The following is a 16,208-nucleotide window of genomic DNA, read 5'->3' as shown; positions in this document are numbered from 1 at the left end:
CCTTTAATTTACAATATATCTATTTGTAAAACAAATAGATAACAACAAAAAAAATCCCGTAACTATACGGGATTTTCTATTAATGTATTTATAAAATTTCGATTAAAACTTTAAAGTTAAACTGGCCGACAGGTTTCTTGTTTTTTGTGGACTTATACAAGAATAACCTATCCAATATTGTTCGTTGGTTAAATTATCGAGCTTAACGCCTATTCTGAATTTTGGACGATCATAAAATGCTGTAGCATTTAAAACGGTATACGCTGGCAATACAAATTCACCCTCACTAACGCTGTTAATGATAGCGTTATCACTAGCATAATTTCCTCCAACACCAAACCCCAAACCCTTAACTTGTCCTTTTGTTAGGCGATAGCTTACCCATAAATTGCCTAAATAAGGAGATCCGGCAGCAACAGGTCTCCGACCTTCCACCTCAGAATCGGATTTCTCTAACTTAGAGTCATTGTAAGCAAAACCTGCTACAATATTTAATCCGTCAATAGGATTTGTAATTACTTCCGCTTCAAAACCTCTGCTAATCTGCGTTCCATCCTGTATAGAGAAAGTTGAATGTTGTGTATCAGCTCTGATTATATCTTTAACTTTAATATTATAGTAGCTGATCGTACTGCTTAGTTTTCCTCCAAAAGCATCCAGTTTAACACCTCCTTCAATTTGGTTCGCCTGCTCCGGTTTAAATGCATTTCCATCAAAATCGGATCCTGTTTCATTAGTAAAGCCATTTTGATAATTTGCAAAAAGAGCTACTTTATCTTTTAGAGGTTGAAAAACTACCCCAAACTTTGGAGAAAGTGCAAACTGATCGTATTCGCCATTGGTAACCCCTGTTTTAGGATTGTATTTTCCTTTATAATCAAAATAATCAAGGCGAAGTGCAGCGGTGGCTATCAGGTTATCCGTAATATTTAATACATCTGAAATATAACTGCTATAGGTATTTGTTTTATAAATATCTGAAAAGACAAAATCAGGAGGTCTGGTGGCATACAACCCGTCCATATTTACAGCATTAAAATTATTATATCCTGATATTTCACCCTGAGTAGGAATGGTATCTAAAGTACTGCCAAAGAAAAATTGATCTGAATTTCGCATATAAACGTCTAAACCACCAACAAATCGATTTTTAAGATTCCCTAACTTAAACTCTCCAATAAAGTTCTGCTGTAATTCGATTACCTGGTCTTTACTATTAGCTGTTGATTGGTCGTTACGTGAAATATAGTGATTGCCAACATCAGATGGATTTCCGGAAACCATAGCATCTGTCAATAAATAGAAATAGGGACTAAAACCATCTGAATAACTGTTTGTAAAAGTAAAATTGGATTGAGACGTCCAATTATCAGCCATTTTATAATCCATTTGTCCAAAGATATTGGTGTTTCTTGAGGTCTGATTTAATCCTTCGGTCATGTACGAACGTCGGTAATCCAAATTCAGCTGATCAGCTCTTGACGCACCCAAATCCGTAACGTTAGCTCCCCAAGCAAAAACGAAGAATTGATTTGTTGTATTTTGACCATTGTTAAATTCAGCATCTACATTAAAGGAAAGTTTATCATTCACTTTATAAGATAAGCTAGGAGCCAAAACGAAACCCTTTATAAAACCATTATCCTGGAAAGAGCCTTCATAGCTATACGCCGTATTTAAGCGAAATAGCACATTTTTATCTTTATCCAAAGGAGTGTTAACGTCGGCCGACAATCTGTTAAAACCAAAACTTCCGGCGGATAGAACGACTTCACCACCAAAATGATCATAAGGTTTCTTCGTTACACGATTAATTAGACCGCCATACGATGTTAGTGTACTGCCAAACAATGTAGCAGATGGACCTTTTATTACTTCTATGCGCTCAAGGTTAGCTGCATCAATTTTACTAGAAACATTTCCGGCAATACCATTTCTCAATTGACTTTGCAAAACAAAACCTCTTGAGGAATAAAAGCTCCCACCATCCCCAGAACGGCCAGTAGCTTCCCATAATTTTGTGATACCCGGGGCATTTTTTATTGCATCATCAACTGAAAACAACAATTGCTCTTCCATTAATTGGTTTGAAATGGACGAATAAACCTGAGGATTCTCCATCCTCTTCATTGGCATTTTGGCAACATAATCACTTGCGTCTTTATTAAACCTATTTACTGCATTACCACTTACAATAACCTCTTGTAATTGTTGGGAGTTTTCATTTAAAACAAAATCAAGTGTTACAGTTTGCCCACCAATAATAGTGATTGATTTTTCCTGTATTGAAAGGCCAACAGCTGAAACACGCACGGTGTAACTGCCCGGTTTAACCCGTAACTGATATTCACCTTCATAATTTGAAAGCGTGTTCACTTTACCTTCCTTAAGGTTAATAGTAACACCTTCGGCTGGCTTACCGTCTACTGTTGTAACTTTACCTTTTAAGTTACCGTTTTGTTGAGCCGATGCAGAAAGTTGAATTAATAAAAACAGACCTGTTGCCAGTGTTTTGAGTAAATTATCTCCCATTTGTTTTAAACCTATTAAAAAAATGTCCAAAGAAAAAGATAAAATGCTTATTGACCAAGTTTAAAGCACAATTCAATAAAAAATCCTGCTGGTTGAGGGCAGGATCAGAAGTTATCTAATAATTAATGAAAATATTATACAGTAACTGCCGCTTTTGCTATATAAGCAGCAATCAGATCACCTACAGCAGAGGTGCTTTGCGGATTTTCAGGATTTACATCAACTGTTGATAATCCTTTATCAATTGAATCTTGAACGGCTTCACGAACCAAGTTAGCTTCTTCAAATAACTTGAAGTAGTCAAGCATCATTGCAGCTGATAATATAGTAGCAGCCGGGTTTGCAATGTTTTTACCCGCAGCTTGCGGATATGAACCGTGGCAAGGTTCGAACATGGCTGTTTTTGCGCCAATAGAAGCAGATGCTAATAATCCTAACGATCCTGTTATTACACTGGCTTCATCAGAAATAATATCACCAAACATGTTTTCAGTTAAAATAACATCAAACTGAGTTGGTTTAACGATCATCTGCATAGCAGCATTATCAACAAACAAGAAATCAACTTCAACATCTGCATAAGAAGGTGCCATTTTCTTAACAACATCTCTCCATAAACGTGAGGTTTCTAAAACGTTTGCCTTGTCGACTAAAGTTAACTTTTTACGACGGGTTTGTGCAGCTTCAAAAGCTAATTTTGAAATACGCTCAATTTCTTCAACTGAATACTCGCAATTATCAAATGCAACAACACCATCATTCTTTCTTCCTTTTTCGCCGAAATAAATACCTCCGGTTAACTCGCGGTAAACAACCAGATCGGCACCTTTAATACGTTCTTCTTTTAAAGGTGATTTACTAATTAATGAATCATAAGTTGTTACTGGACGAATATTACAGAATAAGCCCATTTCCTTACGAATCTTTAATAATCCTTGTTCCGGTCGAACCTTGGCATTGGGATCATTATCAAACTTCGGATCACCAATAGCACCAAACAGAATCGCATCCGCCTCTAAGCAAACTTGCAGCGTTTCATCAGGCATTGGATTGCCAGTTTTATCTATTGCAATTGCTCCAGCTAATGCATTGGTATATTCAAATGTGTGATTAAACTTTTGAGCTACTGCATCAAGCACTTTAATTGCTTGTGCGATAACTTCAGGTCCTATTCCGTCGCCTGAAAGAACGGCTATTTTTTTATTCATACTTATTTGTGATTACACCGATTAGTATAAAGTGATTACACTGATTTAGTTTTGTGACTAGTTGATAAGGATTATCAATTTGGATTAAGATGATTGATTGTCAGTTGTTTCTGTTTTGCTTAGTTTCCCATTTAGGGGAGCAGTGACTAACCCTTGCGGGCGGCAGGGTGTTACCCCTGCCTATCAATTAACCTTATGATGATGCTTGTTTAGAATTTGATGGCTCGTTCTTCGTATGCCTCGATTTTATCCTTCAGACTTAATAAATAATCAATGTCGTCAAAACCGTTTAACAGGCACATTTTTTTGTATCCATCAATAGCGAAATTCTCAGACTTACCAGCACCCACTAATTCAATTGTTTGTGTTGCAAGGTCAATCGCTAACTCAGTAGCAGGGTTGTCAATAGTTGCTGATAGAATCTCTTGCAAGAACTCTTCAGAAACCTGAACCGGCAATAAGAAGTTATTTAATGCATTACCTTTAAAAATATCAGCGAAGAAGCTTGATACAACTACTCTGAACCCCGCGTCATAAATTGCCCATGCAGCGTGCTCACGGCTCGATCCACAACCAAAGTTTCTGCCTCCTACTAATATTTGTCCACTGTAACGCTTATTATTTAAAACAAAATCTGCTTTAGGCTGACCGGCATTGTCAAAACGCCAATCGCGGAACAAATTCTCACCAAAACCATCGCGACTTGTGGCCTTTAAAAAGCGCGCGGGAATAATCTGGTCGGTATCTATATTTTCTATCGGCAACGGAACCGCTGTCGATGTTAATTTTATAAAGTCTTTTTTCATTTTTTGAGATTTGAGATGTAAGATATCAGATTTGAGATAGCCTTACATCTTCTTAATCAAATATTTGAGTTTCAGACAAGAGATTCTCAAATCTCATATCTGAGATCTCATATCTAACAATACGCTTTCACATCTGCAATTTTACCTTCAAGAGCAGTAATTGCCGCAACTAACGGACTTGCAAGGAAGGTACGAGCACCTGGTCCCTGACGGCCTTCAAAGTTTCTGTTTGACGTAGAAACACAATATTCACCAGCAGGAATTTTATCGTCATTCATTGCTAGGCAAGCTGAACAACCAGGCTCTCTTAATTGGAAACCTGCTTCTTCAAAAATCTTATCTAATCCCTCTGCTTTAGCTTGTGCTTCCACTTGCTTTGAGCCAGGAACAATAAAGGCATGAACATTAGCCGCTTTTTTATGACCTTTTACTACTTGTGCTGCAATACGCAAATCTTCTATACGTGAGTTAGTACAGCTACCGATAAACACATAATTCACTTGTTTACCGATCATTTGCTCTCCAGCTTGCAATCCCATATAATCTAAAGCCTTACTGAAACTCTCCTTACCTGAAAACGCATCTTCAACCGGAATCGAATCAGTAACTTTAATACCCATGCCCGGATTAGTACCATAAGTGATCATCGCTTCAATATCTTCAGCATTGTAAGAGTACTCTGCATCAAAAATTGCGTCAGCATCCGTTGCTAATGATTTCCAATAAGCCGCTGCTTTTTCAAAAGCCTCGCCTTTTGGAGCGAACTCCTTACCACGAACATATTCAACAGTAGTATCATCAGGAGCAATCATTCCTCCTCGTGCACCCATCTCAATGCTCATATTACACACGGTCATACGGCCTTCCATCGACATTTCACGAAATACGTTTCCTGCGAACTCTACGAAATAGCCTGTACCTCCGTTAGCACTTAATTTTGCAATAATATATAGCACAACATCTTTCGGTAGCGTTCCCTTTGGAAGTTTACCATTAACATTGATCCGCATTTTTTTAGGTTTTGCCTGAAGCAAGCATTGACTCGCCATCACCATGGCAACCTGACTGGTACCAATACCAAACGCAATCGAACCAAAAGCACCATGAGTTGACGTATGACTATCACCACACACAATCGTCATGCCCGGTTGTGTAATACCCAACTCAGGACCAATTACGTGTACGATTCCCTGGTATTTATGTCCAAGGCCATAAAGTTCAACACCAAACTTATTACAGTTCTCTGTTAATTTATTTACCTGGAATCTTGAAAGATCATCTTTAATTGGCAGGTGCTGATCAATCGTAGGAACGTTATGATCCGCAGTGGCTACCATTTTAGTAGGACGGAATAAATTAATTCCACGATTCTCCAATTCGGAGAAAGCTTGTGGACTAGTAACTTCGTGAATCAAATGCTTGTCGATATACAGCACGTCAATTCCGCCTTCGGCAGTTGTTACAACGTGTGCATCCCAAACTTTGTCAAATAAGGTTTTCCCCATCTCTTTCTATCGGTTAAGCCGACCCAATAGGATCGGCTTGGTTAATTGTTCAATCTTAAATTACCTTCTATGATTAAGCAGAAAGTTCAATGTTTACATTACGCATTAATTCATGAATATCGGTATCATGAATTTCCTTCTTGTGGTCAGCCACAATTAAGAATTGACCATAAACTTCATCCAGTGCATCTTTGGTTAACGTATAACCAATTTTGTGAGCACGATAGGCTAAAGCTGCACGACCGCTACGAGCTGTAAGAACGATCAACGATTGATCTACACCAACATCTGCAGGATCAATGATTTCATACGTTTCACGGTTTTTAATCACGCCATCCTGGTGTATACCTGATGAGTGGGCAAATGCATTAGCTCCAACAATCGCTTTGTTAGGCTGCACAAACATCTGCATTTTCTCAGAAACTAACTGACTAATCGGATACAACATTTTGCAATCGATACCAGTAATCAGGTTTAAGTAAGGATGCTGACGCATAATCATCACCACTTCCTCCAATGAAGTGTTTCCGGCGCGTTCACCAATTCCATTAATGGTACATTCAATTTGTCCGGCACCATTAATAACCCCTTCAATTGAATTGGCAGTTGCCAATCCTAAATCATTATGACAATGAGTTGAAAGGATTGCTTTGGTATCAATGCCTTTTACATTTTCGTACAAGTATTTGATTTTAGCGCCATATTCATGCGGAAGGCAATAACCTGTTGTATCAGGAATATTTAATACTGTTGCGCCTGCGGCCACTACAGCCTCACATACGCGGGCCAAGTATTCATTATCGGTACGACCTGCATCTTCAGCATAAAACTCAACATCTTCTACGAAACTTTTTGCGTATTTTACGGCAGCTACAGCGCGCTCAATAATTTGTTCGCGGGTAGCGTTAAATTTATGTTTAATGTGAGAATCTGAAGTGCCAATTCCAGTGTGGATGCGAGGACGTTTAGCATATTTGAGAGCTTCAGCGGCTGTTTCAATATCTTTTTCTACAGCACGTGACAAACCGCAAACAATTGGGTCGGTGACGGCTTTTGCGATCTCCACCACCGATTTAAAATCTCCTGGACTAGAGATAGGAAAACCGGCTTCGATCACGTCAACGCCTAAGCGTTCAAGCTTACGTGCGATCTCCACTTTTTCCGGGGTATTTAACTTGCAACCCGGTACTTGTTCACCGTCGCGTAAGGTTGTGTCGAATATCTGAATCTTTCTTCCTGACATTTTTAGATTTGTGTTTGGAAATTCTAAAGTATTCACTAAGATTAGCTTTGGGAAACCACTATTACTATTAATGTACTATTTTCAATTTTAGTACATTTTTAGCAACTTACTGTAAATCAGAATTTTAAAGGAGGTGTTTATACAATGGCTAATGGAAAAAACGAGCCGGTATTTGAACTGATAAAATCGATGTCGAAATCAGAAAAGCGAAACTTTAAGCTTTTTGCTACCCGATTACAAGGAAATCAGGATGCAAAATTTCTGGCATTATTTGATGCGATTGACGGAATGGACGCCTTTGATGAGGACAAAGTATTAAAAAGAGCTCCCGTTAAAAAAGTACAGCTTTCTAATATGAAGGCGCATTTGTACAAACAAATCCTTATCAGTCTGCGCTTAATGAATGTGCAGCATTACCCCGATCTGCAATTGCGTGAACAGGTCGATTTTGCCAAGATTCTTTACAACAAGGGCTTATATCGCCAAAGTTTAAAGATTTTGGACAAAGCCAAGCAAATGGCTATTCAACTGATGCAGAATACTATTGCGCTGGAAATTGTAGAATTTGAAAAAATGATTGAATCCCAATACATCACTAGAAGTATTTCAAATCGGGCTGACATTTTAACAAGTGAAGCAATTGGATTAAATAACAGTATTCAAACGACTAATGAGTTCTCGAATCTTGCATTGCAGCTTTATGGTTTGTACTTAAAGGTAGGATATGCCCGCAACAGTAAGGACGTTGCTTACGTTCAAACATTTTTTGAGCATAATCTCCCTAAATATGACCCGGAAAAATTAGGCTTTTCTGAAAAGATGTATCTCTACCAAGCCTACGTTTGGTATTATTCGATCATTCAAGATTTTGTCTCGTGTTATCGCTACGCGCAACGATGGGTAGACTTGTTTAAAGAACACCCTCAATTGAAGCAGGGAATGGTTAGCTTTTACATTAAGGCTTACAATTATTTACTGGAATCTCTATTCTATATGCGCTATTATTCCAAGTTCTGGGAAGTGCTTACCGAATTGCAGAAGGAGATTGAGACGGATGCTGAAATCTTTGACGATAATTCGGAAATGCTTGCTCAATCGTGCATATTGACTCACAAAGTGAACTTGCATTATATGGAAGGAAGTTTTACGAAAGGACTAGCGCTAATTCCTGAACTAAAAAGCTTTCTTTCACACCACAGTGAACGTATTGACGAGCACCACGTATTGGTATTTTATTATAAGATCGCTTGCCTGTATTTTGGTAGTGGTGATAACAAAAATGCAATCGTTTACTTAAATAAAATCATCAGCACCCGCGACAGCGATGTTCGCTCGGATATCCAATGTTTTGCTCGCATTCTTAATTTAATTGCCAATTATGAAGCTGGGAATGATGCTAATCTTGAATATCAGATTAAATCTGTTTATCGCTTCTTAGTAAAGATGGATGATCTGCACAAGGTTCAAACGGAAATTATCAATTTCTTAAAGAATCTTGGGAATATTTATGCTACAGACATTAAGCGGGAATTTAAACGTTTGCATGATCGACTCGTACCTTACGAAAACCATCCTTACGAAAAACGTCCGTTCTTGTATTTGGATATTATCTCTTGGTTAGAAAGCAAGATGTATAATAAGCCTGTTCAGGAAATTATCAGGGATAAGTTTTTAAAGGTAAATAGATAATTTATTACACACCCCAACCCCTCTCAAGAGGGGAACCCTTAATCAACGTAGTTGATAATCCCCTCTTGAGAGGGGTTAGGGGTGTGTTCTTTAAATAAAAACGAGGCTATACTTTTCAGTTAGTCTCGTTTTTATTTTATAAATATTATTTCTCTAATTAGTCAGCACTAATATTAGCACCGATCATATAGTTATACTGTTCAACTTTCTCCCATTTGTTGATGCCATAACGTCTCCACGAACGGGTAATAGCTTTCTCTTCGATTTTCTCATATCCGATTGCTGGTGCCGGATAGTGCATTAACGTTATATTTTTTCCGTCAAATGTTGTTTCTGTGCTGGTAACCTCCGATGAATAATACTGTAAAGGAAGAATTTCCAGAACTACAAAAAATCCATCATAAGGCACTTCGATGTTATACTGTGAAAGATCAACTGATAACCACTCATTATTCTTTTGTGCACGGGCAATAATCGCATCCTGAATTAATTCATCTCCTGGAAAATCACGCATATTCGCTTTACCGTAGATCTTAACACGGAAAGGAGCATCAATTACCCCATTTTCACATTCACGGATAAAGAATCTAACCGAGCGAACCACTCCTGTTGTGTTATTATCATTAGGAACATAAAACGCATGTTTTAGTTCAGGGAATGGGCAGTATTTGCCAAAACTCGATTTTTTCTCACTACCAACGTACAGCTTACGTGCTCTTTTTGCATTTACCACAATATCATCAAGCTGGTAATACGCCGACTTTAATTTAATGGTTGTAAACTGGTTTTTAATTAATTCCTTAACACTGATGGTTTTGGCTTTATAACCTAAGGCTGTTACAACCAAACTATCCACTTTGTTCTTTTCAGGAATACTAATTGCAAATTCACCGTTTTTATTTGCTGAATAAATCAGCTTTGTACTTGTAATTGTTAAGGTTGCATTTGAAACCGGGCAAGCTTCTGGAACATCTTCAACAACTTTTCCTTTTAAGGTTATGTTTTGGCCATTGGCAGTGGCGCAAATAAGTACTAAAAACAGCCATGTCAGTTGTAAACATTTTCTCATACGGGCAAGGTTGGTTTTTACGTTTATTGGTTTATTTTATTGCTAACTATTTTCTCGTTCTTCTTTGCGTTTTCTCCTACGTTCCTCACGTTCTTGTTTTCTTATTTCGGCTTTACTTTTCTCAGGAGTTTCGGTTTCCTGAATAGTAGCCGGCTGGGTCTCTTCTTGTTGCACAGGATTGAGCGCTTTTCCTGTGTTTGGATTTTCATCTATAATTTGCTGAGGAAGAGCATCTACATCTAATAATGTATCAACCTGTGTTGTATCCGTTATTACATAGTTACGAGCCGGACCTCTTAAAACCACATTATACATTGATGCGCGGTCTTCTTCAGTAATCATTCCACGCTTTAACATTAACCCACTAATAAGGTCAAAGTAATAGCCACTAATGCGTTGCTTTAATGCTCCATTCGGATAAAATTGGTAGCGGTATCGTTTGGGGCTAGGTATTATACTAGCCAGAAACATTGACTCTCCCAAATTTAGCTCCGAAGGATGTTTAGCGAAGTAAAAACGTGATGCTTCACTAACTCCGTAAACGTTTGGCGCCCATTCTATAATATTGAGGTAAACCTCAAACATCCGCTCTTTACTGGTTAAACGATTATTTTCAATTAACCAAACAATCAACATTTCCTCGAGTTTACGAGCCATTGTCTTTTGTCTGCTTAAATAAACATTCTTTACCAGTTGCATAGAAATGGTGCTTCCTCCTCGTTTAAAGCTTCCCGCTTTATAATTAGTTGCAATCGACTTTCTGATTGCTTCTTCAAAGAACCCTTTGTGTGTGAAGAACGCATTATCTTCGGCTGTTAAGATAGCATTTTTTAGATAATTACAAATCTGATTATAGGGAGTAAAATTCGGATTTTGTGGACCAATTGTAATATTGCGCATTGGCTTACCATATTCATAAGGTGTATACACAAACGGCCCGTTTATTTTTTGGAGGTTTACAGCTCCAAAATGCAGTATTTTAAAATCTTTCTTGTCTAATCTTGAATCAAACTTACAGTCATCAGGATGTTTATCTTCAAGATAAAAATTTAACCCATACTTTATTTTTCCTGCAACTTTTATCCCTTCAAGCGACTCAAACATACCTGCAGGAAATGCATCAAAGAAATCTTGTGCATTTACCCAATCCGTATTCAACTTTAGCTCGTAAACCTTAGCGGGCTTAAGCGTAAATTTTATAAAAGGATGAGCTTCAAGATTACGAAGATGAACTGTTGAAGCACTGTCGAGAGAAAGAAAGTTTTTACCAATTACCATTGTTGCATCAATAGAACCGTTGTCAACCACAACATCCTTATTTGCAATCTTCTTATGATTAATAAGCAGGTTTTTAATGCCCCAGGCTCCTTTTACGGTTAGCTCATCACCACTATATTTTGTTCCTGCTAACTTAAGTGCCAGCGTATCAAAATTTACTTTCAGGCCGAATTTCTGTTCAAGGTATGGGAATTCAACTTTTCTCCCATCAGCAAAAAGTTTAACATCCATTTCTTTAGCACCACCATCAATCATACCAGTACAGTGCCATGTGGCTTCACCATTATTAAGAATGAAGGTTGATGTTAACTCCTGATCGTTGATAGACACATTCTTGGCTAACACACTTACGTTCCGACTGCTGTCGGTTTCAGCAAAAGAAGCTTCAAAATTTTTAAGTTCCAGGTTATCCGGAACTTTATAAAGAACCTTATTGATCAGTTTGTTGGCAAATTTAGCCAGATCAAGTTCTGTTTTCTGTGTTGTATCCCGCTTACGCTCTTTAAACAAAAAATCATAATTCTTTACTCCATGACGATTAACAAATGTTAGCTTACCGTCAAATAGCTTAACAGCTGCTAGCTTAACATCGCCAAAAAGCAGTGGCAATAATTTAACCTTCACCTCAAAGTCGCGGATTGAGAGCAATGTATCTTTCTTTAATGGAACAACAGAAATTTTTCCAAAATGAACGGTACTTAACCCTGCAAAATGGGCTTGCTCAATTTTTATCTCAAGTTGATTTTGTTGCTTTTGAGAGGCTACAATTTTTTCAATCGTACTATTAAGAATTTGTTCACGCTTAGAGAAAAGAATTCCACCTGCTATTCCAACCAATACAATGATAATGGCGAATATCCACCAGTACTTCTTCAGGAAATTTTTCAAGACCTACAAAAATATTTTGTTCCAACAATTCAGCATCTCGAAATCATTCATTGGGTTACTGAAATAATTATATTCTAACAGGGCATTTACTGTTTTTTGCCCCAGTACCTGAATGAGTAATTCCGGACGCATACCTGCTCGCAAAGATAATGCGGCATAGGTATATCTGGCAGTATCTGTGGTAATTAATTCGTATTTGGGTTTTGACTTCTCAATAATCTGATTGCCTTTGTGGATACTAACATTAATTGGGGTGTTTATTCCCGCCATTTTCCCCAATGTTTTTAGATGTTTGTTAGCATAAACATTTTGCACCATCGGGAAACAATAACCTTTCTCCGCACCATATTTCTTCAAAATAAAACGCGCATAGTTATTCATCGGAATACGCGTTTTAATATATGTATACTGATTAATGATCAAAAGCTTATCATCAGCAACATCATCTACTTTTAGCTTAATAATATCGGAATGTTTGAGTCCTGTAACACAACCAAACATAAAAATGTCGCGGATAAGAGCAAGCTCTTTATTTAAACTTAAATTAAGGGTATATAAACGCTGAACTTCTTCTTCCGTTAAAGAAAGCTTTACCGATTCAACTGTTTTGGTGTCAAAATTTTCAAACTCCGATGTTTGTACCAGCTTTTTCCCCGAAGCGTAATGTAAAAATGCTTTTAAGGCTTTTATCTTTTTACTGATCGTATTGTTGGTATTGTTCAGTGTCTTTTCTAAGAACCCCGTAAACTGAACATAAAACTCTGTATTAAGATTATTAAAACTTATATGGTAGTCGGCCGCATCTTCAAAAAGCTTCAAATCTTTTATCAGCGTTTCATACACAAAGACAGTGCTTTCCTTTTTTGTTTTCTTGGATTCCTCAATATACTCGGCTAATTCTTCGAAGAATTCACTTCCTCCTTTAAAAAGATCCTTGTAAAATGCCTCTTTTATTTCCTGCACATCTGCATCCTCATGCTCTCTCAGGATATGATAAGTGGCATTTAATAGTTTAATTTTCTGAGTGCTTAGCGTGTGATTCCACTTTTCAGTATTACCGTTAAACTCTATAATTTCTTGTTTTTTGGCATCCCAGCTCTCTTGCGGAACTTTTAACCCAGTGAAGTGTTTAAAACGCTTCCCTCTGTGCTGAAAGATCATATAAATTGGCATTAAACCATTATTATCTTTCATCTCGGGTCTAACACAAAGATTTACCGTAGCCATTTTAGTAATTATATAAATATATAGTATTCTGCGAATCTAAACAAAAGTCAAATTATTGTGTTTTTTAATTAATTTTGACTGATTTTTTTTTAACATATCCACACTAAATGATTACACCGGAACAAGTTTTAACTGCACTTAAGAACGTTGAAGAGCCTGATCTGAAAAAAGATATAGTTACTTTGAAAATGGTAGAGGATGTGAAAGTGGAAGGCAAAAAAATTAGCTTTTCAGTTGTCCTCACTACTCCAGCGTGTCCGTTGAAAGACCTTATCAAAAATGCCTGTATAAATGCAGTTAAGCATTTTGTAGATAAAGAAGCGGAAGTAGAAGTTAATTTAACCTCACGCGTTACGACTAAGAGCACCAATACCTTCAGTAATATTAAGAACATTATAGCTGTTGCTTCTGGCAAAGGTGGTGTAGGAAAGTCTACTGTTGCTGTAAATCTGGCCATTTCTTTAGCGAAAAAAGGTGCTAAAGTTGGTTTAATTGATGGCGACATCTACGGCCCGTCTATTCCTATCATGTTCCAATTAGAAGGAGCGAAGCCTTACATGACGCAGGTAGATGGCCAGAACAAAATAGAACCGATTGAAAAATACGGAATAAAATTATTGTCGATAGGATTCTTTACAGACCCTAATCAAGCTATTCCGTGGAGAGGCCCGATGGTTTCATCGGCTATCAAACAATTATTTAATGACGCTCATTGGGGAGAGTTAGATTATTTATTGGTTGATACTCCTCCAGGAACCGGTGACGTACACATTACATTGGCGCAAGGTTTTCCAATAGCAGGTGTGGTAATTGTAACAACACCTCAAAACGTAGCATTGGCTGATGCCAAAAAAGGGGCAGGAATGTTTAGAATGGAGGGCGTTAAGGTTCCGATTCTTGGTGTGGTTGAAAACATGTCTTATTTCACCCCGGCAGAACTACCAACTAATAAATACTACATTTTTGGCAAGGGCGGAGGAAATGTACTTGCTACCCAATTTGACGTTCCATTTTTAGGAGAAATCCCATTGGTAATGGAGGTTAGTGAAGGAGGAGACAAAGGTGAACCGGTTGCTCTTCAAGACAATAACCTGGTGGCTGAAGCATTTGCTGATATTGCTGAAAAAGTAGCACAGCAAGTTGCTATACAAAACGCACTCGCTAATAAAGAGACAGTTGTAGAATAATTTTTCTATATTTGTATTTAGACTAAACAGAGGATTTTGGCATGAGTAACGCAGAATTGTTAACAAAAGTTGAAGGAGCATTGAACCAGATTCGCCCTTATTTAGAGGCCGATGGGGGAAATGTTGAAGTGTTGGAGGTTACCGACGATAATATTTTAAAGCTAAAATTGCTTGGATCTTGTGGATCTTGTCCAATGAGTATCATGACACTTAAAGCAGGCATCGAACAAGCTGTAATGCGTGAAGTTCCTGAAATTGTTTCAGTTGAAGCTACCAATATTACCGATATTGATGATCCTAATGCAGTAATGCCAAATACGGTAAATGCTCAATAATAAACTTTTACAAGATTCCCCATCTATGGCGGTGTCTTAACCATATAAAAAGGGTTCTGTTTTATTCAAACGGAACCCTTTTCTTTTTCATTAACTATCCTGTTTACCTTCTTCCTTTTTTTCTAGCAGGAAATTTCATCTTATAATCCACCTTAATGGCACCTTTGGTAATTGAATCCAATCGGCCTCTTAACATTGCTTTTTTTAGCGGATTTAAGTAATCAGTAAATAATTTACCTTCAATATGATCATATTCATGCTGAATAACACGGGCAGCTAATCCTGTGTATTCTTCAATATGCTCCACCCATTTTTCATCATAATACTTGATTTTAATATTTGCCGGACGCATCACTTCTTCCCGGATATCAGGAATACTCAAACATCCTTCTGTGAACGCCCATTTCTCACCAGTTTGTTCAAGAATTTCAGCATTAAGAAACACTCGTTTAAAAGCTTTCAATTGTTTGCTTTCTGCTTCACTCACTTCATCGTCATCATCATCAGCAAAAGGTTTTGCGTCAATAACAAATAAACGAATTGAAAGTCCTACCTGAGGAGCAGCAATTCCAACTCCACTGGCATTATACATGGTTTCAAACATATCATTAATCAAGCCTGATAAATTCGGATAATCTTTATCAATAGGTTGAGCTTTCTTCAATAAAACAGGATCGCCATAGGCGGTAATTGGTAATATCATTTATGCTAAAAGTTATTAGTACTTAGTAGCTAGTCATAAGGCATCTGATTTTTGTACAGCCTGATAGCTAACCTCTTCTTCAAGATTGGCAAAAATACGGAAAAAGCCTTTAAAAGCCGAATGAGCGTTTTTCCATGTATGACTGCAAAATAATAACAGCACTAACAGAATCAATCAATCCTTTTTTTTCTCTATCCGATTTTTTCAATCCGCTATTTGCAATGGTGTGGCTTGCCATTTTAGATGTAAATCGTTCATCCATCCTATCAATCGGGATGGTCGGAAATTGTTTTTTTAAAAGATTAATAAAGGCTTCTACATGGCGAGCAGATTCTGATGGAGTGCTATCCATTTGTTTTGGCTCACCCACTATAAAAGTTTCAATTTGTTCGGTAAGTAGGTATTCTTTAAGATAATCGATTACATCTTTAGGATGAATAGTTGTTAACGCCGTTGCAATAATTTGCAAAGGGTCTGTAACAGCTATACCGATTCTTTTGGTTCCGAAATCAAAGGCCATCAATCTTGCCATATATCA

At 37.5% G+C, this 16,208-nt stretch carries 13 protein-coding genes; 3 read left to right on the top strand and 10 right to left on the bottom strand.

The window, feature by feature from the left end; translation table 11 throughout:
* Positions 1-102: 102 nt before the first annotated feature.
* The 5 genes from SOLCA_RS20325 to SOLCA_RS20305 form a co-directional block, all read right to left on the bottom strand.
* Positions 103-2,532: a TonB-dependent receptor gene (locus SOLCA_RS20325; protein WP_014682359.1), complete on the bottom strand. Its 2,430-nt coding sequence runs from the start codon at positions 2,530-2,532 to the stop codon at positions 103-105.
* A gap of 134 nt (positions 2,533-2,666) precedes the next feature.
* Positions 2,667-3,740 carry a 3-isopropylmalate dehydrogenase gene (gene leuB, locus SOLCA_RS20320; RefSeq protein WP_014682358.1) on the bottom strand — a complete coding sequence of 358 codons (1,074 nt, stop codon included), beginning with the start codon at positions 3,738-3,740 and terminating at the stop codon, positions 2,667-2,669.
* A gap of 209 nt (positions 3,741-3,949) precedes the next feature.
* Entirely contained in the window at positions 3,950-4,546 is a 597-nt protein-coding gene (gene leuD / locus SOLCA_RS20315) for a 3-isopropylmalate dehydratase small subunit (protein WP_014682357.1), read from the bottom strand.
* A gap of 113 nt (positions 4,547-4,659) precedes the next feature.
* Positions 4,660-6,051, bottom strand: coding sequence for a 3-isopropylmalate dehydratase large subunit (leuC, locus tag SOLCA_RS20310; RefSeq protein WP_014682356.1), 1,392 nt, complete (start codon positions 6,049-6,051; stop codon positions 4,660-4,662).
* Positions 6,052-6,124: 73 nt separating this feature from the next.
* Entirely contained in the window at positions 6,125-7,294 is a 1,170-nt protein-coding gene (locus tag SOLCA_RS20305) for a 2-isopropylmalate synthase (protein ID WP_014682355.1), read from the bottom strand.
* Between the two features lie 144 nt (positions 7,295-7,438).
* On the opposite strand from SOLCA_RS20305, the gene SOLCA_RS20300 reads away from it, so the two are divergent.
* Positions 7,439-8,983: a hypothetical protein gene (locus SOLCA_RS20300; protein WP_014682354.1), complete on the top strand. Its 1,545-nt coding sequence runs from the start codon at positions 7,439-7,441 to the stop codon at positions 8,981-8,983.
* Positions 8,984-9,140: 157 nt separating this feature from the next.
* Here SOLCA_RS20300 and SOLCA_RS20295 read toward each other — a convergent pair whose 3' ends face one another.
* The 3 genes from SOLCA_RS20295 to SOLCA_RS20285 are packed head-to-tail and all read right to left on the bottom strand — an operon-like array spanning position 9,141 to position 13,445.
* A complete protein-coding gene (locus SOLCA_RS20295; RefSeq protein WP_014682353.1) occupies positions 9,141-10,052 on the bottom strand; it encodes a carboxypeptidase-like regulatory domain-containing protein in 912 nt (303 codons plus the stop codon).
* Positions 10,053-10,094: 42 nt separating this feature from the next.
* A complete protein-coding gene (locus tag SOLCA_RS20290; RefSeq protein ID WP_014682352.1) occupies positions 10,095-12,218 on the bottom strand; it encodes a biosynthetic peptidoglycan transglycosylase in 2,124 nt (707 codons plus the stop codon).
* Between the two features lie 3 nt (positions 12,219-12,221).
* Positions 12,222-13,445, bottom strand: coding sequence for a site-specific integrase (locus SOLCA_RS20285; RefSeq protein ID WP_014682351.1), 1,224 nt, complete (start codon positions 13,443-13,445; stop codon positions 12,222-12,224).
* A gap of 107 nt (positions 13,446-13,552) precedes the next feature.
* Between SOLCA_RS20285 and SOLCA_RS20280 the strand changes: the two genes are divergently transcribed.
* Positions 13,553-14,632, top strand: coding sequence for an Mrp/NBP35 family ATP-binding protein (locus SOLCA_RS20280; protein ID WP_014682350.1), 1,080 nt, complete (start codon positions 13,553-13,555; stop codon positions 14,630-14,632).
* A 41-nt stretch (positions 14,633-14,673) separates the two neighbouring features.
* Positions 14,674-14,967, top strand: coding sequence for a NifU family protein (locus SOLCA_RS20275; protein ID WP_014682349.1), 294 nt, complete (start codon positions 14,674-14,676; stop codon positions 14,965-14,967).
* Between the two features lie 103 nt (positions 14,968-15,070).
* Here SOLCA_RS20275 and def read toward each other — a convergent pair whose 3' ends face one another.
* Complete coding sequence (def, locus tag SOLCA_RS20270; RefSeq protein WP_014682348.1) at positions 15,071-15,670, bottom strand: peptide deformylase; 600 nt, start codon at positions 15,668-15,670, stop codon at positions 15,071-15,073.
* A 109-nt stretch (positions 15,671-15,779) separates the two neighbouring features.
* The gene (gene ruvX / locus SOLCA_RS20265; protein WP_014682347.1) at positions 15,780-16,202 is read right to left on the bottom strand and encodes a Holliday junction resolvase RuvX; all 423 of its coding nucleotides are present in this window, start codon (positions 16,200-16,202) and stop codon (positions 15,780-15,782) included.
* Between the last annotated feature and the right edge of the window lie 6 nt (positions 16,203-16,208).

It is taken from the genome of Solitalea canadensis DSM 3403 (genome assembly GCF_000242635.2).
GTDB classification, from domain to species: Bacteria; Bacteroidota; Bacteroidia; order Sphingobacteriales; family Sphingobacteriaceae; genus Solitalea; species Solitalea canadensis.
This window is presented reverse-complemented; position numbering and strand designations above follow the sequence as displayed.

What these genes read in the sequence shown, in the direction of transcription:
- SOLCA_RS20325 (WP_014682359.1), bottom strand. Translation starts at nt 2,532, where the DNA reads ATGGGAGATAATTTACTCAAAACACTGGCAACAGGTCTGTTTTTATTA.
- leuB (WP_014682358.1), bottom strand. Translation starts at nt 3,740, where the DNA reads ATGAATAAAAAAATAGCCGTTCTTTCAGGCGACGGAATAGGACCTGAA.
- leuD (WP_014682357.1), bottom strand. Translation starts at nt 4,546, where the DNA reads ATGAAAAAAGACTTTATAAAATTAACATCGACAGCGGTTCCGTTGCCG.
- leuC (WP_014682356.1), bottom strand. Translation starts at nt 6,051, where the DNA reads ATGGGGAAAACCTTATTTGACAAAGTTTGGGATGCACACGTTGTAACA.
- SOLCA_RS20305 (WP_014682355.1), bottom strand. Translation starts at nt 7,294, where the DNA reads ATGTCAGGAAGAAAGATTCAGATATTCGACACAACCTTACGCGACGGT.
- SOLCA_RS20300 (WP_014682354.1), top strand. Translation starts at nt 7,439, where the DNA reads ATGGCTAATGGAAAAAACGAGCCGGTATTTGAACTGATAAAATCGATG.
- SOLCA_RS20295 (WP_014682353.1), bottom strand. Translation starts at nt 10,052, where the DNA reads ATGAGAAAATGTTTACAACTGACATGGCTGTTTTTAGTACTTATTTGC.
- SOLCA_RS20285 (WP_014682351.1), bottom strand. Translation starts at nt 13,445, where the DNA reads ATGGCTACGGTAAATCTTTGTGTTAGACCCGAGATGAAAGATAATAAT.
- SOLCA_RS20280 (WP_014682350.1), top strand. Translation starts at nt 13,553, where the DNA reads ATGATTACACCGGAACAAGTTTTAACTGCACTTAAGAACGTTGAAGAG.
- SOLCA_RS20275 (WP_014682349.1), top strand. Translation starts at nt 14,674, where the DNA reads ATGAGTAACGCAGAATTGTTAACAAAAGTTGAAGGAGCATTGAACCAG.
- def (WP_014682348.1), bottom strand. Translation starts at nt 15,670, where the DNA reads ATGATATTACCAATTACCGCCTATGGCGATCCTGTTTTATTGAAGAAA.
- ruvX (WP_014682347.1), bottom strand. Translation starts at nt 16,202, where the DNA reads ATGGCAAGATTGATGGCCTTTGATTTCGGAACCAAAAGAATCGGTATA.